Here is a 21,203-nt window from a genome sequence, read left to right on the forward strand (position 1 = left end):
TCGCCCGGAAGGGGTCCGCCGGTGCCGCGCAGGCCTCAGCGGATCTCCTGCTCGGCCCAGATGATCTTCCCCTCGGCCGTGTACCGGGCGCCCCAGCGCAGGGCGAGCTGGGCCACCATGAACAGTCCCCGGCCGCCCTCGTCCGTGCTGCGGGCGTGTCTCAGGCGGGGGGCGGTGCTGCTGCCGTCGGCGACCTCGCAGGTCAGGCGGGCGTCGCGGAGCAGCCGCAGGCGGATGGGCGAGTCGGCGTAGCGGATCGCGTTGGTGACCAGTTCACTGACGATGAGTTCCGTCGTCAGGGCCTGTTCCACCAGGCCCCAGTCCATCACCTGGCGGGTCGCCGCGGCCCGGACGTGTCCGACGGCGGCCGTGTCGGGGGGCACGTCCCACGACGCCACCTGGTCCGCTGCGAGGGTGCGGGAACGGGCCAGCAGAAGGGCGACGTCGTCGGGCTGCGGTGCCGACACCAGCTGCCGCACGGCGGAGGTGCACAGCGCGTCGAGGTCCGTGCCGGTCCGCCCCAGTGCCTCGGCGAGCCGGGCCATGCGCGACTCCACGTCCCCGTCGCTTCCTTCGATGAGGCCGTCGGTGTAGAGGCCCAGGAGGCTGTTCTCGGTCAATTCGATCTCGGTGGCCTCGAAGGCCATGCCGCCCAGCCCGAGCGGTGGCCCGGCCGGGACGTCGGGGAAGTAGGCGCGCCCGTCCGGGATGACGACGACGGGCGGCGGGTGCCCGGCCCGGGCCATCGAGCACCGCCTGGAGACCGGGTCGTAGACGGCGTAGAGGCAGGTCGCGCCGATGAACGTCGCCGTGTCCCCGTCGGCCGGGGCGCGGTCGGCCTCCTCGTCGGTCAGCCGCAGCACCAGGTCGTCGAGGTGGGCGAGCAGTTCGTCGGGAGGCATCTCCATGTCGGCGAGGGTCTGCACCGCCGTACGCAGTCGGCCCATGGTCGCCGCCGCTGTGATCCCATGACCCACCACGTCCCCGACTACGAGTCCGACGCGCGCGCCGGACAGGGGGATCACGTCGAACCAGTCACCGCCGACACCGCCCGTGGGGTCCGCCGGACGATAGGTGGAAGCGACCTCCACCGCCGTTCCCCCGGTCAGGACGTGGGGCAGCAGGCTGCGCTGCAGGGTGACGGCGGCGGTGTGCTCCCGGGTGTAGCGGCGGGCGTTGTCGACGCACACCGCCGCCCGTGCCACCAGTTCCTGGGCCAGCAGGACGTCGTCCTGCCCGAACGGGACCGTGTTGAGGGAGCGGGCGAACGTGGTCAGGCCCAACGCCGTGTTCCGTGCCCGCATCGGTACGGAGATGAGGGAGTGCAGGCCGAACTCCCGGATGCGGGCCAGTCGCTCGGGCTGTTCGGCGATCCACGGGGCGTCGTTCGGGTCGAGGGTCGGGACGAGGAACGGATCGCCGCTGATCAGGAGGTTGATGTCATGGAGCGGCGGCAGGAAGTCGACCTCCTCACCGATCCCCGCCATGGCCTCGGGGCAGCCCTCCCGCACGGACTGCAGTCCCGCGCGACGCATCACGGGCCGGACGGGCGCCGGCCCGGCGTCGGTCAGCCAGGCTCCGTGGCCCTCGGCGCTGAACACGGGCTCCAGGAGGTCGACGGTGACGAAGTCCGCGAACCGGGGCACCGCGAAGTCGGCCAGTTCCTGGGCCGTCCGCAGCACGTCGAGGGTCGTGCCGATGCTCGTGCCGGCCTCGTTGACCAGGGACAGGAGCCGGCGGGCGGTCCAGCGCTCGGTGACGTCCAGGACCATGTAGCAGACCCCGGTGACGCCGGCGCCGGCGTTCACCAGAGGGAAGAAGGAAGTGGAGTAGGCGTGCTGGCGGTGCGGATCGGCCCAGCTCCAGCCGAGATACTCGTAGTCGGTGACCGGCTCCCCCGTCGCCAGCACCTTGCGCATCAGGCCTTCCAGGGTGTCCGCCTGCAGCCCGGGCAGCAGCTCGCTCAGCCGGCGTCCCAGCCGTTGGTCCCTGGGCACGCCGCCGAAGCGTTCCAGTGTGTCGTTCAGCCAGACGTAGCGCAGCTCCATGTCCATCACGGCCATGCCGACCGGTGAGCGGGTCAGGAATCCGTCCAGGACGGACTGGCCGACCGTCCACTGCGGCCGCTGCTCGCGTGCCGAGAGCAGGAAGCACTCCTGCCCGCCCATCCGGAAGGCCGCGGAGACCCGCAGATCGAGCTCGATGCGGCGGCCGTCCCGGTGCTGCACGGGCACGACGCCGTTCCATCCCATTCCGGCGCGACACCGCTGCGCGATCGCGGCGGCACGGGCCGGATCCGCGGGCACCGCCAGCAGGCGTGCGGCGGGGTGGCCGACGACCTCGGACGCACGCCGGCCGAGCAGCGCTTCCGCGCCCACGGTCCAGCCGACCACGACGCCGTCCGCCGAGATCACCGCCGCGGCGTCGGTGGAGGCGTCCAGGAGACCACGCGATGCCACGGATGCGGACGCGTCGAAACCCTCTCGCGGTGGTTCCATCTGCTCCATCCTCTTTCTCCACCATGGTCCTGCTTGTCCGCTGGATACGCATGGGCCGGTGCTGCGGTTGGGGCAGGCGGAATCCTGGGGGCAGCATGGAGGTGACGGTCATCGGCGCTCGGGCCTGCGGCCGTACCGGCCCGGACGGGTGACCGGCCGCTGGAGGTGGTTCTGGCATGGCATTGGAATCCTTGCGCGCCGGCGACGACGAGCAGAGCCCCGAGCCGCCGCGGCCGACCGGCCTGCTGGACATGCTGAGCGTGGCCGCGGTGGCGCTGGACACCCGAGGCCGCATCGTCTTCTGGACCCCGCAGGCCGAGGACCTCTTCGGTTACACGGCGGAGGACGTCCTCGGGAAGTTCGCGGTGCGGCTGCTGATCCGTCCCGAGCATCTGCAGGCCGTGGTGAGCCTGTTCACGGAGGTGCTGGAGACCGGCCGGGGGTGGGCCGGCGCCTTTCCCGTGCGGCACAAGGACGGCAGCAGCCGGCTGACGGAGTTCCGCACCATGCGGCTGCTGGACGACCTCGGCGACGTGTACGCCCTTGGCATTGCGGCCGACCACACCCTGCTGCAGCGCGTGGAGACCGACCTGGCGCTGTGCGAGCGGCTGATCAACCAGTCCCCCATCGGGCTTGCCCTCATGGATCCCGATCTGAAGTACCTGCTGGTCAACCCGGCGCTGGAGCGGATCGACGGGATCCCGGCCGAGGACCACATCGGCCGTCATCTGCGGGAGACCCTGCCGTTCCCCGACGTCAACACCGTCGAGTCCGCACTGCGCCAGGTGCTCACCACCGGCATGCCCCTCCTCGACCAGTACCACGTGGGCCATCCGCCGGCCGATCCGGAGCACGAGCACGCCTGGTCGCTGTCCTTCTACCGGCTGGAGGACCCGGGCGGCCGGGTACTGGGCGCGGCCACGTCGGTCGTCGACGTGACCGAGCGGCACCACGCGGCCGCCGAGGCCGACCGGGCCCGGCGGCGCCTGGCGCTGATCGCGGACGCGTCCGCGCGGGTGGGCACCACGCTGGAGGTCGAGCAGACCGCTCTCGAGCTGGCCGAGATCTGCACGCCCGTGCTCGCGGACGTGGTCGCCGTGGACGTCCTCGACTCCGCGCTGGCCCTGCGCCGCGCCCGCCGGCCGGACAACGGCCCCGAACTGTTCCGCGCCCTCGCCCTCAAGGCGGCTCACCCCACCGTGGCGCTGCGCGCCGCCGGCGCGCCCGGCAACGTCGCCTCGTACGACGGCGACCGCCTGGTCACCCTGTGCGTCCACACCGGCCGGCCGGTCATGGTGCGCCACGTGGGTGCCCGGGATCTGCGGCAGATCGCCCGGGATCCGGAGTCCGGCGAGCTCCTGGCCCAGGCCGGCGTGCACTCGTATCTGGCCGTGCCGCTGATCGCCCACGGCGAGGTGCTCGGCGCCCTCGATCTCAAGCGCACCCGCAACCCGCTGCCCTTCGACGAGGACGACGTCGTCCTGGCCGGCGAGCTGGCCAGCCGTGCCGCCGTCGCCATCGACAACGCCCGCTGGTTCCAGAGCGTGCGCAACACCGCGCTCACGCTCCAGCGCAGCCTGCTGCCGGACCACTCGCCGCACCACACGGGCCTGGAACTCGCCTCCCGCTACCAGCCGGCACAGGCGACCAGCGAGGTCGGCGGCGACTGGTACGACGTCATCCCGCTGGCCGACGAGAAGACCGCCCTGGTGGTGGGTGACGTCATGGGCAACGGCATCGACGCGGCCGCCACCATGGGCCGGCTGCGCACCGCGACCTGTGCGTACGCGGACCTGGACCTCGCCCCCGGCGCGGTGCTCCAGCACCTGGACAAGATCACCTGCGATCTGGAGCACTACATCGTCACCTGCCTGTACATCGTCTACGACCCCCGCACCAGGCAGTGCACGATCGCCAACGCGGGACACATGCCGCCCGCCCTGGCGCGGCCCGGTCAGGCACCGGTGTACCTCGACCTGCCCACCGCGGCCCCGCTCGGTGTCGGCGGCATCCCGTTCGAGACCACGACGGCCGAACTGACCCCCGGCGACCTGCTGGTGCTGTACACCGACGGCCTCGTGGAGACCCGGCAGCACCCCATCGACGACCGTCTCTCCGTCCTCCTCGGCTTCCTCGACGAGCCCAGCCGGCCGCTCGAGGAGACCTGCGACCGGCTGCTGTACGGCCTGCGCCATCCCGACGACCACGACGACGTGGCCCTGCTCGTCGCACGGGCCCTGTAGACCGGGGCGCCGCTCCATCCGCTTGGTGGGGTTCGCCCGTCGGTGGGACTCTGGTTGGAGAGGTGTCCGAGGAGCGGAACCCTGGAGGGCCGATGGGACGGGACGTCCCGGCGCTCGTCTTCACCCGCGAGGACCGCCGCCGGTACCGGATCAAGATGCAGGAGTGCCTCGACGCGTTCGCACAGATGCTCCGCGACGCACGCTTCGAGTCCGAACGACCTCAGGTCGGACTGGAGATCGAGCTGAACCTGGTCGACGACCGGGCCGAGCCCGCGATGCGCAACGCCGATGTGCTGGAGGCGATCGCGGACCCTTCGTGGTCGACCGAACTGGGCCGGTTCAACCTCGAGATCAACGTTCCGCCGCGTGGGCTGACGACGGGCGGACCCGACGCCTGGGAGTCCGAGATCCGCGCGGCGCTGAACCACGCCGACGAGCGGTCCAGATCGGTCGGCGCCCGGCTGGTCATGGTCGGCATCCTGCCCACCCTGCGCCAGGAGGACATCGGCGAGGAGTCCCTGTCGGAGAACCCGCGCTACCGGCTGATCAACGACCAGATCTTCGCGGCCCGGGGCGAGGACCTGCGCATCGAGGTGGACGGCGTCGACCGGCTGCGGACCTACGCGGACACGATCACTCCGGAGGCCGCGTGCACCAGCACGCAGTTCCATCTGCAGGTGTCCCCGGAGACCTTCGCCGGCTACTGGAACGCGGCGCAGGCGATCGCCGGGGTCCAGGTCGCGCTGTCGGCCAACTCGCCGTTCCTGTTCGGCAAGGAGCTGTGGCACGAGACCCGTATCCCGCTGTTCGAGCAGGCGACCGACACCCGCCCGGAGGAGATCAAGATCCAGGGCGTACGGCCGCGGGTGTGGTTCGGGGAACGGTGGATCAACAGCGTCTTCGACCTCTTCGAGGAGAACCTGCGCTACTTCCCGGCCCTGCTGCCCCTGACCGACGAGCAGGACCCCGGGGAGACGCTGGACCGCGGGGACATCCCCGAACTCTCCGAACTCACCCTGCACAACGGTACGATCTACCGCTGGAACCGGCCCGTCTACGCCGTCGCCCACGACAAGCCGCACGTCCGGGTGGAGAACCGGGTGCTGCCCGCCGGACCGACCGTCGCCGACACGCTCGCCAACGGCGCCTTCTACTACGGGCTCACCCGCGCCCTGGTGGAGGAGGACCGTCCGGTGTGGTCGCGGATGTCGTTCTCCGCGGCCGAGGAGAACCTCCACACGGCGGCCCGGCACGGCATCGAGGCACTGCTGTACTGGCCCGGCATGGGTGAACTGCCGGTGCCCGAACTGGTCCTGCGGCGGCTGCTGCCGCTGGCGCACCGCGGGCTCGAGCTGTCCGGCATGGACGCGGCCTGGCGGGAGCCGCTGCTCGGCATCATCGAGCAGCGCTGTGTCACGGCCCGCAACGGGGCCGTGTGGCAGAAGGAGATGCTCCACCGCATCGACGCCACCACGCACGCCGGCCGGCACGAGGCCCTGCGGCGGATGACCGAGCTGTACATCGACTTCATGCACCTCAACGCCCCGGTGCACACCTGGCCGGTCGACTGACGGGCACCACGAAATCGGGGATGCCGGCGAAGACGATCACCGGTTAGGATCCTCCAGCGTTTGCCGGGGGACGACCGAGGTGGGGGAACATGGTTGACGTCGACGATCCCGCGTCCGAGAGGGACCGCAGACCCTGGGTCCAGGCGCTAGTGGCGGTGCTGGCCCTGGGGATACCGGGAGCCCTGCTCGTGCACATGGCACTGCAGCGCCCCTCCGAGCCGGGACCGGCCACGTGCTCGTACGACGACGAGCCGGTGTCCGAGCGCGTGTCCGCGAAACAGCTGTGCAAGGCACTGAACCGCCCGGACCTGCCCACGCTCCTCGGCACACCGCGGGAAAAGGCCGAGACCGCCTACGGGTCCGAGAGTTCGTTCAAGGACGCCGACGGCAAGGAGACCCCCTCACCCGATGCGGAGGTCTCGCTGAAGACGTACTCGGTGAAGCTGTGGGCGTCGGACGGCGACATGCGGGTCCGCGAGTTCTCCGGGCTTCTCGGCAGGTCCGCGGAGTCGAAGAAGATTCTCGGTCACCCCGCCGTCCTGTACTCGGGGCAGACCATCGGTCTCAAGATCAACCTCGGCGGCGGCAAGATCGGCACCGGCCCGGGTGGCCTCGCCCGTCATCTGCTGGTCGCCCGTGACGCCAAGGACGGGGGCGGCTCGTTCGAGGTCGCCATCTGGCGCCAGGACGACGTACCACCGGACGACACGGCACTGCTCCGCGTCGCCGAGCGGGTGCTGCCGACGGTCCCCGGTTGGACCGGCGGCTGAGGCCGGTTCCTCGCCCCCGCTTCGCGCTCTCACGCCCCCTTCCCGGGCGAACGCCGACCGGGCATCACTCTCGTCTCCTCGGACAGGCCGTCGTCGTCCTCGGCCTCTGCTGCCTCGTCAGGAACGTCCGTGGTCCCACCCGTGCGCGTGGCCCCCACCGAGGCGAGGGCCACGGCGGCGACGCCCGCCCACTGGGTCGCGGCGAGGTGCTGGCCCAGCAGGACCAGCCCGATCAGGGCACCGACCGCCGGTTCCAGGCTGGTGAGCACACCGAACACACGGGGCGGGAGCCGGCGCAGCGCCTCCAGGTGGAAGGTGTACGGCAGGACGCTGGAGAGGACGGCCACGACGGCGGCCACGGCGAGGGTTCCCGGGGCCAGGAGCCGGCTGCCCGCCTGTGTGATGCCGTACGGCAGACTCAGCAGTGCGGCCCAGGTGACGGCGAGAGCGAGACCGCGTCCGTCGGGGACGCGCTCGGCCAGCTGTTTGCCGACCAGGATGTAGCCGCCCCAGCAGCAACCGGCGGCGGTGGCGCAGAGGACTCCCGCGGTGTCGAGGGCGATCCCGGATCGGCTGAGCAGCACGACTCCGGTGGCCGCCAGGCACGCCCAGAGCAGATCCGGCACGCGCCGCGAACCGCACAGGGCGATGGCGAAGGGGCCGAGGAACTCCAGGGTGGTGGCGGCGCCCAGGGGCAGCCGGTCGACCGCTTCGTAGTAGGCGAGATGATGCACGGCGAGCAGGGTGCCCGCCGCCGCGGCGATGTACAGGGTGGCCCGGTCACCCCGGATCCGGGGCCGCCACAGGGCGGTGAGGACGACGGCGGCGATGCACAGCCGCAGGGTCACCACCCCGGCCGGCCCCACGACGGGGTACAGGCGAGTGGTGAGTGCGGCCCCGCACTGCAGGCCGAGCACACCGCCCATCACCAGTCCCGGGGCCGGTACGCCACCGAGCCCTCGGCCGATCGCCGCGGCGGCGCGTGCGCGGGGGGTGTGAAGCCGGCTGATGACTGGCCTCCTTCCGGCGGCCCGCCCGCATGGCACGGGCCGCCTTTCTGTCGCGGATCATTGCTGGGCCGCCTGCCCCCGAGGAACGTGGGCGGCGGGGTCCGGGGGGTGCGTCAGGACGTCACGCGGCCGTGTCCACGTGCACTGCGGGCCGCTGCATGCGCAGGGTGTCGCGCAGGCGCAGAAGCCGGTGCGTCAACGGTGCGAGGTCGCCGGCGCGACGGTCGCCGGCCAGGTCCGGGAGGTGGGCGGTCAGGGCCTGGTGGGCCCGTGGCCCAAAGCGGACCTCGCCGGACGGGAGCACCGTGACACCGTCGTGTGCGGCCATCCTCGTCTGCCAGGTCACGGCGTCCTCCTGGGTGAGGCCGGGAGGCAGGTCGAGGGCGATGCGACCGCCTGTGATGCGGACGGGGTAGCCGCCCGGCAGCCCCAGCGGCCCGGGCAGGTCGGCGTGCACCTCCTGCTCCGCGGCCAGCCGCGCGGCGAGCACCGCGGCGGTGTGTCCCGTCACCGCGTTCAACTCCTCGCGGGAGCAGGCACGGTGGGCCGCGAGCAGCTCACCCACGTGCGGCACCGGCCGGTCGTCCAGCCAGACCCGGACCTCGTCCGAGGCGTCGGCGGGAGCGTGCAGATGGGCATGGTGGGCGAGCACTCTGAGGCGTTCACCGGCCCGCGGTCGCAGCACGGCGCGCAGGGACGCCGCCAGCGTGGCCGAGTTCCCGACGCCGCAGAACACGGGCAGTCCCTCGGCGTGCAGCAGGGGGTTGACCGCGTCGGGGTAGCAGGCGTTCACGAACAGCGCGGGGATCCGGCTGCGCCGGATCGCCTGGGCCACGCTGCGGGCCAGCACGGCGTGGAGCGGCAGGCCGATACCGAAGCCGCCGGTCGCGAGCAGGTCCGTCCATGCCGACTGATCCCGCGCGGCCTCCCAAGGGGACTGTACGGACGCGCAGTTGACCACGACCCGGGGCCGGGTGCGGGCGAGGATCGCGGCCAGCGCCTCCTGGTCGGCCGCGTCCACGGGCTCTGCCGTGAAGCGGGCCGGCGAACCGGAGACCGCCGCTCGGGCGCCCGCGACACAGGCGATCTCGTGCGCGGCCGGCGCGGAACGGGCGAGCACGGTCACCGTACCGGGCGGGGGCACGGCCGCGACGGCCAGCGAATAGCAGATGGCGCGGGCCAGGGAGCCGCCGCCCACCACGGCGACGCCCCGCGCTTCCCCGTGCCGGGCGACCTCCTCGGCCGTCATGCGGTGACCCGCTGGGCGATCTGGATACGCCGCAGGTGACGTCCGGCGTCGGTGAAGGCGTTGCGGGCGTGCAGCATGCGCCAGTTGTCGAAGACGAGCATGTCGCGCCGCTCGTACTGGACGGTGATGTGCTCCCGCTCGAAGTACGCCTTCGCGCCCTCGAGCAGGGGGCCTATGCGCTCGTCGTCGGCGCGGACCAGATTGTTGAAGGAGTAGCGGACGATGGTTCCGTCGGGGTGGTCCTCGATGACCGGGTGCTCGGGATGCAGGTCGAGGCCGAGGTGGCGCATCGCGTCGGTGGTCTCCCAGCTCCAGATCCGCTCGCGCAGGTAGGCGCGGTCGTCCTCGGTGAGCGTTCCGGTCCAGGCGTACGCGTCGGCGAGCGTGGTCTCCCCGCCGGCTCCTGTGTTGGGGGTCTCGCACCACAGGGCGAGGTAGCGCGGAGGCAGGCCCTCGAAGTCGTAGCCCTCGGAGTGCGGGTAGAGCGGTTTGGTGTTGCCCGCGTGGTAGAACTCGTCCATGCCCGGTTCCGGCCTGACGTCGCCGACCAGGACGCCGGTGTACTGGGGGACGAAGTCGCCGAGCCGCTTGCAGAAGGCCACCGGGTCGAAGGTGTCGGGTACGCGGCTCATGAAGACGTAGCCGTGGCGGTCCAGCAGGGCGTGGAAGCTCTTCCACACCAGCTCGTCGGCGAGCGGTGCGCCGTTGAAGTCGGTCAGGGACAGCAGGCTGTCGGCTTGCCTGGGCATGGTTCCTCCTGTTCGTGTGGTCCGGTCCGCGGCCGGTTCACCGGGTGGCCGTGGCGCGGACCGCGTCCTCGATGTGGCCCGCGAGTTCTGTCACGTCGGCCGCGAAGCGGCGGTGAGCCTCGGGGACCGGCCGGTAGTCCTGGTCGGCGTAGCTGCCCGAGCCGTGGATCAGCAGGTCGTCGCTGTCCGGGAGCAGGCCGCGGTCGGCGGCGTTGAGCGTGCCGGTGACGGCCATGACCAGTGACCACTCTCGTAGCCTGCGGGGATCGGCGGGCAGGGCGAGGCCGGCGGCGGCGAGGAGGCCGCGCACCTCGGCATAGCGGCTCAGGCACTCGTGCAGGGAGACGACGACTCCTCCTCCGCCGTGCGCGGCGACCAGGGGGTCCATCCGGGCCGAGGTGACGGGGCGTCGGGTGTAGAAGGTGGGGTCGAGCTGCTCCTCGGGATGGAAGGTGGTCGCCGGGAAGTGCGGGTCGTCGTCCTGCCGGTACAGCCCCGTGGCGGTGTCGAAGCGGTACGCGGGCAGGTTCTCCCGGTCGTGGCTGCCGTGGCGCAGACTGAGCACCATGTCCGGGGTGCCGAGGTGCTGGACGAGGAAATAGCGGGCCTGCGGCAGGCTGCGTCCGCCGGCTGTGACCGTGCGGTGGCCCAGATCGTGTCCGAGCAGTCCGAAGGCGCTGGAGACGGAGTGCACATGGGTGCGGCTGTGCGTGCCGTCGTCGTCCGTGGGGAGCAGGTCCCGCTCGGCGAAGGCCCGCAGCACGTCCGCTGCCCGGTAGTTGTCGAGCCCGAGGGTGTACCAGACGCGGGTGCCGTACTGCCTCCACAGCCGGTCGGCATGGGCGACGGCGAACGCCGTGGCCAGGTCCTTGACCGACGCCGGTTCCGCGGAGTCGTGCACCACGAGGGGGTTGCGGCGGCGCAGTGCGGGATCGTCGCTCAGTGGTGACGCCCACAGCTTGGCCGTGGACTGGGCCGGCACCACGCTCGCGATGTGCAGCTGATCCGCCGTCACGAGCCCGCTGTCGACGGCCCGGTGGACCGCGTCGCGCAGTGCGGTGGCCTTGTTGGCGGAGGACGGGGTCACGATCAGGACGCGCTCGCCGGTCGTGGTGATGTGCCGCACCGCACGGGCGACGATCACCAGCGAGGCCAGGGTCTTGGTGGTGCGGGTCGCCGGATTGCGCATCAGGTCGAGCAGGCGGAGGCGATGGCCGCGGTAGGAGGGCAGGTCGGTGACGCCTATGTGGGAGACGGCGAAGAACCGTTCCAGAGCGGGGCTGGGGTCGGGCAGACGGAACGCCGGGGAGAACGCCGGGATCCCGTCGGGGCCGTCGGCACGGTCGGGTTCGAGTACGGTCAACGCCTGCCGCAGTTCGGCGTCGTAGTGCGTGAGGGCGCTCTTCAGGACCGTGGCTGTGGAGGTCTCTGCGGATGCGGAGTGGGTGGGGTGCACTTCGTTCCCGTTCAGGTAGGGGGACGGGCCGCGAGGGGGGGCGGCCGGTCCGGAGGCTGCCGAGGTGACAGGAGTGGGGAGGGTGGGCGGGGCCCCGGGGCTTGACGCCGCCCCGGGGCCCCGCCCGGGTCAGGCTCCGGCGACCTGGTCTCCGCGGACCAGGCCGCTGCCCGGCGGAACCTCCGCCGGGTCGCCGCCGAAGCCGGTGATCCTGTTCTTGCCGTCGACGAAGACGACCTTCGGCTCGAACTCCTCGGCCTCCTCGGGAGTGACGGAGGCGTACGACACGATCAGCACGAGGTCGCCGACCTGTGCCTGGCGGGCTGAGGGGCCGTTGACGCCGATGACGCCCGACCCTCGGGGTCCTTCGATGACGTAGGTCGACAGGCGTGCGCCGTTGGTGACGTTGACCAGGTCGACCTTCTCGTGACGGCGGATGCCCGCCGCTTCCATCAGGTCCACGTCGATCGTGATCGAACCGACGTAGTTGAGGTGGGACTGGGTGACGGTGGCACGGTGGATCTTGGCTTTGAGTGTCTCGAAACGCACGGTGGCCCTTCGCGATTGCGTCCGGTCAGTCGATGATCTCGGTGTCGCGACGGAAGGGAGCGTGGCATGCGCGGAACGCAGGTACAACCCCGGCCTGATCAACGAAATCCGAAGCAGACAAAGGGGTTTGACCTTTTGATCGCACCTTCAGCGCCCTGCTCAGCGCTGTGCGCGCGCCTGCCCTTTTCGTGGCCACCTCACCGTGGGGCGGTACACCTTTGCTGGCTCTTTGCAGAACGGATCTCTGGCCGGAGGTGGCGCCGCATAGCCTGCTGCCATGCGCGTCGACTACTCGCCCCAGTCCCTGGATCCTGGCTCGTTCTACCGTCTGCTGACCGCCGTGGTCGTACCCCGCCCGATCGCGTGGGTCTCGACCCTCACCGCGGACGGCAGGACCGCTAACCTCGCCCCGCACTCGTTCTTCACCGTGGCCTGCACCGCCCCGCCGATCGTCCAGTTCACCTCCGTGGGCCGGAAGGACTCACTGCGCAACGTCGAGGAGACAGGGGAGTTCGTCGTCAACTTCGCGCCCGAGCAGCTCTTCGAGCAGGTCAACGCGACCGCGACCGACTTTCCGCGGCACGAGGGCGAGTTCGACGCGGTGGGCATCCGGCCCGAACCGTCGCTGCGGGTGAAGCCGCCGCGCGTGGCCGCCTCCCCGGTGGCGCTCGAGTGCACGCTGCACTCGGCACTGCGGCTCGGCGACTCGACGGTGGTGTTCGGCCAGGTCGTGCACGCGGCCGTGAGCGAGGACGTCCTGGTGGAAGGCCGGCCGGACATCGGACTGCTGCGCCCCCTGGCCCGGTTGGGCGGCAACGAGTGGAGCACGGTCGGGGAGGTGCGCGAGGCGGCGCGGGTACCGTACCGGGAGTGGACGGCCGACTGAGTCCCGGTCACGCCGGCTGCTGCTCACCTCCCTCCGCGGCCGGCCGCTCGCCCGGCACTCCCCCGCCGGACGGGCGCCGTACGACGAGTTCGCTCACCTCGAACGACATCTCGGTCGTCGTCGCAGCGGGCGCAGGGTGGTAACGCCCGGCGCACACGGACAGGTTGACGATGAGATGGGCGTGCCAGCCGCGCCCCACGCCGCGTGAGTCCGCGAAGGCCTGCGCGCCGTTCACCGACCAGACGACGGAGCGGGACCCGAACTCGGTGCGCAGGTCGACCCAGGCTCCGGGGCGTACGGCGGCGGCGCGGAAGTAACTGCCGCCGCCGCGCACATGGTTGGTGAATTCCAGCAGGTCCGGGTTGTCGGGGTGGTACTCGAACACGTCGATCTCCTGGTCGCCGTCCCGCCAGGTCCAGATGGCCGGCCAGGCGCCGATCTCCCGGGGCAGCCGCACCCGGGCCTCCAGGACGTCTCCCGACCGGACCATGAACGCCTCTTCGCTGCCCTCCGTGGTCAGCAGTCCCGTGTTCCATCTGCCGTCCGGCCGGCGCGTGGCCCGGAAGACGCCCGAGCGGCAGTAGTCGGCATCGGGCACGAGGTGGTCCAGTTTGTCGTCGCCCGGGTTGACCGGGCCGCCGTCGGGATACGCCCACGAACGGCCCGCGACCCACTGCGTGACGGACGCGAAGTCCGCCGTGAACACCACGTCGGACCCGGGCGGGATGTGGGGAGCCGGAAACGGGCCGCCGGGTGTCGGTTCTTCCATGACCGATGTCTCACCGGCTCGGGACCGCCCATGCGCCCGGGCACGCGGAAGGCCGCGGGAATGACCCGTCCGAGTGAACGGGCCGCCTCGGAGCCCTGACGTGCTGGGCGTGCTGGACGTGCTGGGCGGCTGCGTCCGGCGTCTCAGGTCCCGGCCAGCACGAGGACGAGCGGGACGCCGTGGCAGGGCACCAGCCGCAGGCCCGCGTGCTCGGCGGGCGTGCCCTCGGTGAGCAGGTCGCCGAAGTCGGGGCCCTTGGTGAGGGAACCGGCCAGGTGGGCGGGGTCGGCGGAGGCGGCGACCCGGCCGCGGGCGTTGACCAGATGGGCGGGCCGGGGCAGCCGACGCAGCAGCGGGAGTACGGCCGCCTCGAAGTGCCGTAGATAGACGTCGGCAGCGGCGACCCCGGCGAAACGTCCCTCGGTCTCGACCGGTGCGGACAGGGTGAGGCTGTACTCGTCGGAGCAGAGGTAGTCGACGTACGGCCCGGCCACGGCGCGGCGCCCGGTGTCGCGAGGCAGGGCGAACCAGTCCCAGTGCGTGTAGTCCGAGTACGCCGAGTGCCCGGGATCGAGGTCGAGCAGGAGGGGGCGTACGTCGCCGTCGGCGCCTGTCTGCCACCACTCCAGCCATGCGGGTACGTCGGCCAGCAGGCCGGGGGCGGCCACGAAGCCGACGCCGGAGACCAGTTCCTGGCGGGTGAGTCGCTGGTGCAGGCCGGGGCGGAGGGCGGCGAGGTCCGCGCTCGCGGGGCGACGGCCCTGTGCGGCCGTCCTGGCGAGCAGGGCCGCGGTGTCGGCCCGGGTGGCGGCAACGGCCTCGAACACCGCCTCCAGCGCACGGCCCACCTGCGAGGCGACCCAGGCCTCGGTGTCCGTGTCGAGCGTCGCGGCAGCCGAGTGGACCTGCCCGGGGCTCCAGCCCATGGTGTCCTCCAGCGGGACGGGAACCGGACGCGGCGCGTTCAGAGGGTGAGGCGTACGGCGACGAGCCGGGCCGTCGACTCCCTGACGCACCGCTCGGCCAGTGCGCCGGCCGATTCGTGGGCCCCATCTTGCACGGCCGAGATCACGGCGCGGTGACGGTCCGCCACTTCTTCACGATATTCACCGCTCCCCAGGACCAGGCACAGCAGCGCGCCCACCTCGCTCTGCAGCGCGACCTGCTCGCGGGTGAGCCGGGCGGACTGGGCTGCGGCGGCGAGTTCCACGTGGAAGCGGCCGTACAGGCGGCTGCGCGCCGCCGTCTCCGGCGCGTGCGCCAGCTCCTCGGCCGTGCGTCGCAGGGGGTTGAGGTCCTCGGGTTCGGTGCGCTGGGCGGCGAGGCGGGCGGCTGCGCCGGACAGGGCGGCCCAGTGGTCGCCCAGGTCACGCAGTTCCTCGGTGCTCCAGCCGCCCAGCCTGGCGTGGAGCCGGTCGTCGGCGGGGACTTCCGGCAGCGACACGAAGCTGCCGCCGCCGCGGCCCCTGCGGGTGGTGACCAGACCCTGTTGCCTGAGCGCCATCAGTGCCTCACGCAGGGTCACCGTCGACACCCCGAGCTGCCCGGCCAGTTCACTCTCACCGGGAAGCTGCTCGCCGTCGGCGAGGAGTCCCAGCTCTATGGCGTCGCCGATGCGGCGGACAACCGTGTCCACGCGGGCCCGGTTGTCCACCGGCGCGAAGACGGCACGACGGGCACCGCCGCCCGCTCCCCGGGCGCCGCCGTCGATCTCGTGCTGCCTCACGGCCACCACCTTGTGCGTTGACTCAAACTTTACCCTAAGGGGATCTTGAGCTTAGAACTATGACTTCATATGTTTGCGGTCAACTCAGAGCGCGCCAGAAAGGTTCCCGCATGGAGGGAATTGCGATCCGGCTGCAGGACGTGCGGAAGTCGTTCGGGGAGACGACCGCCGTGGCCGGTGTGGATCTGGAGATCCGGGACGGGGAGTTCTTCTCCATGCTCGGTCCCTCCGGCTCGGGCAAGACCACGGTCCTCAGGCTCGTCGCCGGATTCGAGACGCCCACCGCGGGCCGGATCGAACTGGCCGGGCAGGAGGTCACGGGCCTCGCCCCGTTCGAGCGGGACGTGCACACGGTCTTCCAGGACTACGCCCTGTTCCCGCACATGACGGTCGAGCAGAACGTCGCCTACGGGCTCAAGGTCCGCAAGGTGCCCAAGCCCGAACGCCTCGTCCGCGCCCGCAAGGCGCTCGCCGAGGTCCGCCTGGAGGGCTACGGCCAGCGGCGCCCCGCCCAGCTGTCGGGGGGCCAGCGCCAGCGCGTCGCCCTCGCCCGCGCCCTCGTCGGCCGCCCCCGGGTCCTGCTGCTCGACGAGCCCCTCGGCGCCCTCGACCTGAAGCTGCGCGAACAGATGCAGGTCGAACTCAAGGCACTCCAGCGGGAGGTGGGCATCACCTTCGTCTTCGTCACCCACGACCAGGAGGAGGCCCTGACGATGAGCGACCGGATCGCCGTCTTCGACCAGGGCCGCATCGCCCAGGTCGGCACCCCCGCCGAGATATACGAGCGCCCGGCGACCCCGTTCGTCGCCGGCTTCGTCGGCACCTCGAACCTGCTGGAGGGCGAGGCGGCCCACCGGATCGTCGGCGCACCCGGCACGTACAACATCCGCCCGGAGAAGATCCGTGTCCTCAAGGAGTCCGCCGAGGCGGACGAGCCCGGACACGCGACCGTCACCGGCACGGTCGCCGAGGTCGTCTACCTCGGCGACGCCACCCGCTTCCTCGTCGACCTCGACGGCGGCGGCCGCCTCACCGCCCTCCAGCAGAACCTCGAGACCTCCTCCGAGGACGTCGCCGCCTACCGCGGCACCCGGGTGCGCCTCCGGTGGCACCGCGGACACTCCGTCCGGATCCCTTCCTGACCCCACCCCCCCGAACCCTCCGCTCCGCGCAAGGCTCCCTCACTCATGGAGAACGTCGTGCGTCTCACCCGAACCCTCGTGGCCGCGGCCGGCACCGCGGCCCTGCTGCTCACCGCCGCCTGCAGCTCCTCCGGCAGCGGCTCCTCAGCCACCGGCTTCAACCCGCCCGACCTCAAGGCCCCGACGAAGCTCGGGAAGACCGAGGGCCAGGTCAACCTGATCGCCTGGGCGGGCTACGTCGAGGACGGCTCCAACGACCCCAAGGTGGACTGGGTCAGCGACTTCGAGAAGCAGACCGGCTGCCGGGTCAACTCCAAGGTCGCCGCCAGCTCGGACGAGATGGTCAAGCTGATGAAGACCGGGGAGTACGACGCCGTCTCCGCCTCCGGGGACGCCTCCCTGCGCCTGATCGCCTCCGGTGACGCGGCCCCCGTCAACACCGGCCTCGTCCCCAACTACAAGGACGTCTTCAGCGGACTGAAGAACGGCTCCTGGAACTCGGTGAAGGGGCAGATGTACGGCATCCCGCACGGCCGGGGCGCCAACCTGCTGATGTACAACACCGAGAAGGTGAGCCCGGCGCCCACCTCCTGGTCGGCGGTCTTCGACGACGCCCCGAAGTACAAGGGGCACGTCACCGCGTACGACTCGCCGATCTACATCGCGGACGCGGCCCTGTACCTCAAGGCCGCCAAGCCCGAACTGAAGATCAAGAACCCGTACGCCCTCGACCAGAAGCAGTTCGACGCCGCCGTGGCCCTGCTGAAGCAGCAGAACGCGGACATCGGCGAGTACTGGAGCGACTACCTCAAGGAGATCTCCGCCTTCAAGAGCGGGGACTCGGTCGTCGGCACCACCTGGCAGGTCATCGCCAATCTGACCGCCGGCGAGGGTGCCAAGGTCAAGGCGTTCGTCCCCAAGGAGGGCTCGACCGGCTGGTCGGACACCTGGATGGTGTACGCCAAGGCCAAGCACCCCAACTGCGCCTACAAGTGGCTCGACTGGATCGTCTCCCCCAAGGTCAACGCCCAGGTCGCCGAGTACTTCGGTGAGGCGCCGGCCAACTCCAGGGCCTGTGCCGAGACCAGCGACAAGAACTTCTGCACGACCTACCACGCGGCCGACGAGGGCTACTGGAAGAACATCGCCTTCTGGAACACCCCCATCGAGCAGTGCCTCGACGGCCGCACGGACGTCAAGTGCGTGCCGTACGCGAAGTGGGTGCAGGCCTGGACCGAGATCAAGGGCTGAGCCGTGACGAGTGAAGTGACGCCCGCCGCCGGACGGGGCACCGTCCGGCGGCTCGCCGGAGCGCTGCACACCAGACCCCGGCTCCGCCTCGCCCTGCTGCTCACCGCGCCGCTGCTGTGGCTGACCGTCCTCTACCTGGGCTCGCTGACGATCCTGTTCGTCTCCGCGTTCTGGACGACCGACTCCTTCACCTCCCAGGTGGTGAGGGTCTGGTCGACGGACAACTTCCACGCCCTGTTCACGACCCCGGTCTTCCGCCAGGTGATCCTGCGCAGCGTGGGCGTGGCGCTCGCGGTGACCGTGCTGTGCGTCGTCATCGCCTTCCCCGTCGCCTTCTACACCGCGCGGGTGGCCCGCCCCAAGTGGCGCCCGCTGCTCGTGGTGGCGATCCTCACGCCGCTGTGGGCGAGCTACCTGGTGAAGGTGTACGCCTGGCGGCTGATCCTCTCCGAGGGCGGCCTCGCCGACTGGATGCTGAGGCCCTTCGGGCTGAGCGGCCCGGGCTTCGGGCTGCCCGCCACCGTGCTCACCCTGACCTACCTGTGGCTGCCGTACATGATCCTGCCGATCCACACGGCCCTCGAACAGCTTCCGGGAAATCTGCTCGACGCCTCGGCCGACCTCGGGGCGAAGGCCGGCCGCACCTTCCGCTCGGTGGTGCTGCCCATGGTGCTGCCGTCCGTGGCCGCGGGCTCCGTGTTCACGTTCTCGCTCAGCCTCGGCGACTACATCACCGTGCAGATCGTCGGCGGCAAGACCCAGCTCGTCGGCAACCTCGTGTACTCCAACATCGAACTCAACCTGCCCATGGCGGCAGCGCTCGGCACCGTTCCCGTGCTCGTGATCGTCCTGTACCTGCTGGCGATCCGCCGCACGGGCGCCCTGACCAGCCTGTAGGAGAAGAGCGCCATGCATCTCAGCCGCACCGCGCGCACCGCCCTGCGGGCAGGAGCCGCACTCGGCTTCGCGGTGATCTACGTCCCGCTCCTGCTCGTCCTCGTCAACTCCCTGAACCCCGACCGCAGTGCGAGCTGGCCACCGCCCGGGCTGACGCTGCGCTGGTGGTCCGTGGCCCTCGACAACTCCGGTGCGCGCGAGGCCCTGTGGGTGTCGGTGAAGGCGGGCCTGGGCGCCACCGCGATCGCGCTGGTCCTCGGCACGCTGATCGCGTTCGCGGTGGCCCGGTACCGGTTCTTCGGCCGCGACACGGTGTCGTTCATCGTGGTCCTGCCGATCGCGCTGCCCGGCATCGTCACGGGCATCGCGCTCAACTCGGCCTTCGGCACCGTTCTCGCGCCGATCGGTGTGGGCCTCGGTCTGTTCACCGTGATCGTCGGCCACGCCACCTTCTGCATCGTGGTGGTCTTCAACAACGTGGTGGCGCGGCTGCGCCGGACGGCCTCCTCGTACGAGGAGGCGGCGATGGACCTGGGGGCGACCACCTTCCGCGCCTTCGCCGACGTCACCTTCCCGTTGGTCCGTTCCGCGCTGCTGGCCGGCGGCCTGCTCGCCTTCGCCCTGTCCTTCGACGAGATCGTCGTCACGACCTTCACGGCGGGACCCGGTATCGAGACCCTGCCCATCTGGATCTTCGACAACATGACCCGGCCCCAGCAGGCGCCCGTGGTGAACGTCGTGGCAGCCGTCCTCGTCCTGCTGTCGGTCGTCCCGATCTATGTCGCCCAGCGGCTGTCCTCGGACACGGCGACGTCGAGCCGGGTGTGAGGGGCCCCGTCCCCGTACACCACAGAGACCTCAACTGTTCACCCAAGTCCCCGGCAACCCTCGTCAGTTGCCGGCTGTCTCCTGATCGCCATGGCACCCCGGACGCGTGAACGACCGCATGCGGCACGCTCGTTCGACCCTGGAGACCCCTTGCCCAAGCGCCCCACGCTTCTGGCGGCGGCCCTGCTCGCCTGCGGCCTGCCCCCGGTCGCGCCGGCCTCGCCGGCCGCGGCCGCCCCCGCGAAGTACCCGGCCGACTTCAACGGCGACGGCTAGGGCGACCTGGCGGTGTCGGGCCCCATGAGGACGACGGCAGCCACAAGGACGAGGGTGCGGTCACCGTCCTGTGGGGATCGCGCACGGGTCTGTCCGGCAAGGGTTCGAAGTGGTTCACCCGCAGCAGCCCCGGCGTTCCCGGCTACCCCCAGGAGGACGACGCCTTCGGCGGCACGGTACGGCTGCGCGACACCGACCGGGACGGCATGGCCGACCTGTACGTGACCGGCACCTACGGTTCCCTGATGCTGCCGGGTTCACCGGCGGGCATCACGATCAGGGGGGCCACCGCCGAGGACGGGGAGATCATCCCGGGGATGCTGCAGTAGGACCGGGTCCGGATTCCGGGGCGTGCGGGCCGCGGCCGGCTTCGGCGGCGGCCCGGGGAGGGCTTTCGTAGGCTGTGAGTACCCGAAGCTCCTCCGGGAGGCGCGCCCGCAGGCGGGAGACGGTCGTGATCGAACTGGCCGCGGCGTTCGCCGTCGCGGGAGCGGCGAGCAACGCCGTGGGCACGGCCTTCCAGCGCAAGGCCGCCTCCGCGAGCAGCCGCGGTGGGCTACGGCTCCTGGCGGAACTGCTGCGCCGGCCGGCCTGGCTGATCGGCATGGCCGGGGTGGTCGGCGCCGCGCTGTTCCAGAGCCTCGCCCTCGTCAACGGCCCGCTCGCACTGGTCCAGCCGCTGTTCATCCTGGAGCTTCCCTTCGCCCTGCTCGTGGCCGGGCTGCTGATGCACCGTCGGCTCCGGCGCTCGGGCTGGTGGGGTGTCGGCGGTGTGGTGGCGGGCCTGGCCGTCCTGCTCGTGGCGGCCGCACCGCACGGTGCCACCTCCCAGGCGCCACTCGACCGGTGGATCCCGGCGCTCGCGCTGTGCCTCGGCGCCATGGCCGTCGCAGTACTGCTGGCCGGCCGGGGGCGCGCGGCGGTGCGCCGTGCCGCGCTGCTGGCGGCCGCCTCGGCCACGGGCAACGCGCTGACGGCCGCGCTGCTGAAGTCGGCCGCGGGGACCTTCGCCGAGCACGGCCTTCCGGCGTTCCTGCGGTCCTGGCAGACGTACGGCTTCGCGGTCACGGGTGCGGTCGCCGTGCTGCTGCTGGAGAACGCCCTGCAGGCCGGTCCGCTGGCGGCGGCGCAGCCCGCGCTGACCATCGGGGACGCGATGGTCAGCCTGGCCCTCGGAATCGCCCTGTTCCACGAACGCGTCCGCACGGGCTGGTGGCTGGTGCCCGAAATATGCGGTGCCGTGCTGATCGTCATGGGCGTGGTGGTCCTGAGCCGGGCCGTCCAGCACCTCGCCGTCCGTTAAGTCCATAAAGGGCAATCAGTCCTTCATGGT

At 71.4% G+C, this 21,203-nt stretch carries 20 protein-coding genes; 11 read left to right on the forward strand and 9 right to left on the reverse strand.

The window, feature by feature from the left end; genetic code table 11:
* Positions 1 to 35: 35 nt before the first annotated feature.
* Positions 36 to 2,498, reverse strand: a complete 2,463-nt coding sequence (locus AC07DS_RS37330) for a SpoIIE family protein phosphatase (RefSeq protein ID WP_479152739.1) — start codon at positions 2,496 to 2,498, stop codon at positions 36 to 38.
* Between the two features lie 176 nt (positions 2,499 to 2,674).
* On the opposite strand from AC07DS_RS37330, the gene AC07DS_RS37335 reads away from it, so the two are divergent.
* From AC07DS_RS37335 to AC07DS_RS37345, 3 genes are all read left to right on the forward strand, one after another.
* Positions 2,675 to 4,741, forward strand: coding sequence for a SpoIIE family protein phosphatase (locus tag AC07DS_RS37335; protein ID WP_479152741.1), 2,067 nt, complete (start codon positions 2,675 to 2,677; stop codon positions 4,739 to 4,741).
* Between the two features lie 92 nt (positions 4,742 to 4,833).
* Positions 4,834 to 6,312: a glutamate-cysteine ligase family protein gene (locus tag AC07DS_RS37340; RefSeq protein ID WP_479152743.1), complete on the forward strand. Its 1,479-nt coding sequence runs from the start codon at positions 4,834 to 4,836 to the stop codon at positions 6,310 to 6,312.
* Positions 6,313 to 6,401: 89 nt separating this feature from the next.
* The gene (locus tag AC07DS_RS37345; protein WP_479152745.1) at positions 6,402 to 7,082 is read left to right on the forward strand and encodes a DUF6215 domain-containing protein; all 681 of its coding nucleotides are present in this window, start codon (positions 6,402 to 6,404) and stop codon (positions 7,080 to 7,082) included.
* Positions 7,083 to 7,111: 29 nt separating this feature from the next.
* On the opposite strand, the gene AC07DS_RS37350 is transcribed toward AC07DS_RS37345, so the two are convergent.
* The 5 genes from AC07DS_RS37350 to panD all read right to left on the reverse strand — a co-directional run bounded on the left by AC07DS_RS37350 (position 7,112) and on the right by panD (position 12,095).
* Positions 7,112 to 8,008, reverse strand: coding sequence for an EamA family transporter (locus AC07DS_RS37350; protein ID WP_479152747.1), 897 nt, complete (start codon positions 8,006 to 8,008; stop codon positions 7,112 to 7,114).
* Positions 8,009 to 8,213: 205 nt separating this feature from the next.
* Positions 8,214 to 9,341 (reverse strand): hypothetical protein, encoded by a 1,128-nt coding sequence (locus AC07DS_RS37355; RefSeq protein WP_479152749.1) that lies wholly within the window; start codon positions 9,339 to 9,341, stop codon positions 8,214 to 8,216.
* Complete coding sequence (locus AC07DS_RS37360) at positions 9,338 to 10,090, reverse strand: TauD/TfdA family dioxygenase (protein WP_479152751.1); 753 nt, start codon at positions 10,088 to 10,090, stop codon at positions 9,338 to 9,340. Before AC07DS_RS37360 ends, AC07DS_RS37355 begins: the two co-directional genes overlap by 4 nt.
* A 37-nt stretch (positions 10,091 to 10,127) precedes the next feature.
* Positions 10,128 to 11,546, reverse strand: a complete 1,419-nt coding sequence (locus AC07DS_RS37365) for a DUF6002 family protein (RefSeq protein WP_479152753.1) — start codon at positions 11,544 to 11,546, stop codon at positions 10,128 to 10,130.
* Positions 11,547 to 11,675: 129 nt separating this feature from the next.
* Positions 11,676 to 12,095: an aspartate 1-decarboxylase gene (gene panD, locus AC07DS_RS37370; RefSeq protein ID WP_479152754.1), complete on the reverse strand. Its 420-nt coding sequence runs from the start codon at positions 12,093 to 12,095 to the stop codon at positions 11,676 to 11,678.
* A 277-nt stretch (positions 12,096 to 12,372) separates the two neighbouring features.
* Here panD and AC07DS_RS37375 point away from each other — a divergent pair, with 277 nt between their 5' ends.
* Complete coding sequence (locus AC07DS_RS37375) at positions 12,373 to 12,981, forward strand: flavin reductase family protein (RefSeq protein ID WP_479152756.1); 609 nt, start codon at positions 12,373 to 12,375, stop codon at positions 12,979 to 12,981.
* A gap of 7 nt (positions 12,982 to 12,988) precedes the next feature.
* On the opposite strand, the gene AC07DS_RS37380 is transcribed toward AC07DS_RS37375, so the two are convergent.
* The 3 genes from AC07DS_RS37380 to AC07DS_RS37390 all read right to left on the reverse strand — a co-directional run bounded on the left by AC07DS_RS37380 (position 12,989) and on the right by AC07DS_RS37390 (position 15,476).
* On the reverse strand, positions 12,989 to 13,750 hold the full coding sequence (locus AC07DS_RS37380; RefSeq protein ID WP_479152758.1) for a beta-glucanase: 762 nt from the start codon (positions 13,748 to 13,750) through the stop codon (positions 12,989 to 12,991).
* 143 nt (positions 13,751 to 13,893) lie between these two features.
* A complete protein-coding gene (locus AC07DS_RS37385) occupies positions 13,894 to 14,676 on the reverse strand; it encodes a cache domain-containing protein (RefSeq protein WP_479152760.1) in 783 nt (260 codons plus the stop codon).
* Between the two features lie 38 nt (positions 14,677 to 14,714).
* On the reverse strand, positions 14,715 to 15,476 hold the full coding sequence (locus tag AC07DS_RS37390) for a FadR/GntR family transcriptional regulator (RefSeq protein WP_479152762.1): 762 nt from the start codon (positions 15,474 to 15,476) through the stop codon (positions 14,715 to 14,717).
* Between the two features lie 110 nt (positions 15,477 to 15,586).
* On the opposite strand from AC07DS_RS37390, the gene AC07DS_RS37395 reads away from it, so the two are divergent.
* The 7 genes from AC07DS_RS37395 (at position 15,587) to AC07DS_RS37425 (ending at position 21,173) form a co-directional block, all read left to right on the forward strand.
* Positions 15,587 to 16,618: an ABC transporter ATP-binding protein gene (locus AC07DS_RS37395; RefSeq protein ID WP_479152764.1), complete on the forward strand. Its 1,032-nt coding sequence runs from the start codon at positions 15,587 to 15,589 to the stop codon at positions 16,616 to 16,618.
* A 57-nt stretch (positions 16,619 to 16,675) separates the two neighbouring features.
* Positions 16,676 to 17,869, forward strand: a complete 1,194-nt coding sequence (locus AC07DS_RS37400; RefSeq protein WP_479152766.1) for an ABC transporter substrate-binding protein — start codon at positions 16,676 to 16,678, stop codon at positions 17,867 to 17,869.
* A 3-nt stretch (positions 17,870 to 17,872) separates the two neighbouring features.
* Positions 17,873 to 18,766, forward strand: coding sequence for an ABC transporter permease (locus tag AC07DS_RS37405; protein WP_479152768.1), 894 nt, complete (start codon positions 17,873 to 17,875; stop codon positions 18,764 to 18,766).
* A gap of 12 nt (positions 18,767 to 18,778) precedes the next feature.
* The gene (locus AC07DS_RS37410; protein ID WP_479152770.1) at positions 18,779 to 19,594 is read left to right on the forward strand and encodes an ABC transporter permease; all 816 of its coding nucleotides are present in this window, start codon (positions 18,779 to 18,781) and stop codon (positions 19,592 to 19,594) included.
* Between the two features lie 150 nt (positions 19,595 to 19,744).
* Positions 19,745 to 19,870, forward strand: a complete 126-nt coding sequence (locus AC07DS_RS37415; protein WP_479152772.1) for a hypothetical protein — start codon at positions 19,745 to 19,747, stop codon at positions 19,868 to 19,870.
* Between the two features lie 206 nt (positions 19,871 to 20,076).
* Positions 20,077 to 20,199: a hypothetical protein gene (locus AC07DS_RS37420; RefSeq protein WP_479152774.1), complete on the forward strand. Its 123-nt coding sequence runs from the start codon at positions 20,077 to 20,079 to the stop codon at positions 20,197 to 20,199.
* Positions 20,200 to 20,324: 125 nt separating this feature from the next.
* Positions 20,325 to 21,173 (forward strand): DMT family transporter, encoded by an 849-nt coding sequence (locus tag AC07DS_RS37425; protein WP_479152776.1) that lies wholly within the window; start codon positions 20,325 to 20,327, stop codon positions 21,171 to 21,173.
* The last annotated feature ends 30 nt before the right edge of the window (positions 21,174 to 21,203 follow it).

It is taken from the genome of Streptomyces sp. NPDC044064 (assembly GCF_056434245.1).